The sequence below is a fragment of the Oleiphilus sp. HI0132 genome (genome assembly GCF_001635845.1).
This window is the reverse complement of record NZ_LWGJ01000056.1, coordinates 1-897: the sequence shown is the minus strand read 5'-3', so window position 1 is coordinate 897 and position 897 is coordinate 1. Positions and strand designations below refer to the sequence as shown.

Below are 897 nucleotides of genomic sequence, written 5' to 3'. Positions count from 1 at the left end.
TTCGCTATTTTCCTGTAAAAAGACCTGATTATTTCTAAAAAGACATTGCAGATTTCGAAATCTATGCGACAATTCGCACTCACTTTGAGACCTGCCACACACTATTACCGTCTCAAGGCACTCGCTTTTTTGTAGTCATGCACCTAAATGGATTCTGGTACAGGAGAATTGGGATTTAATGGACGCCTTTACTTTAATAATAAGCTTGACGCTTGCCGTCGCCGGTTCCTTTTTATATCGAGACTATTCACGTTTTCTCCGTGGCGCATACGCTAAATACGGAAAAGTAGTGTCAATCCATCAAGTATTCTCTAGCCTTACTTCTCATGCCGACAATAGTACTAGCCAAACCTACGTTAAAAATGGTTTTTACCCTGTCATTGAGTACCCGCATGAAGGAGGCCCGGTTCGCTTTACCGCAATTGACCACTTAGCCTCAGGCAACTTCCACGTTGGCGACAAAGTAAAACTTCGTATTCTCAAAACTCGCCGCAAACACTCACGTACTTGCAAAACTTTTATTGCACTGATATCAATGATTAGCTTGCTAAGCCTAGGCATGATAGGTGCTGCAATAACCAGCAGCATCTATATTTCATTTGGGCAGGTTCTACTTGCCTCAATGGTAATTGCTGCAAGTTTATCAATTATGGTTTTATATCAGCGCGACCAAGACCAGCATTACATTCACGAACTGAGCCATACTAAAAGCGGCCGAGCACAACTATGCATACCTGAACCCGCTGCTTTTAGGCACTGGAAGTCTGCGCTACAAGACCCTGTTCAACGAATAAAAATTCGCGGTTCACAATTATGCGGCGCGACCTGCATAGGCTCCGCACTTGTTATGCTAAGCATCGCTTTAATCCCAAGCATTCAATTATTACTTAAGCTAAG

The 897-nt window shown here is 43.0% G+C and carries 1 protein-coding gene; it reads left to right on the top strand.

Features of this window, described 5'->3' with window-relative positions; translation table 11 throughout:
- Window positions 1-178 precede the first annotated feature (178 nt).
- Window positions 179-897: hypothetical protein (locus tag A3766_RS00855; protein ID WP_068641471.1), on the top strand; the 719-nt coding region annotated here is incomplete at its 3' end.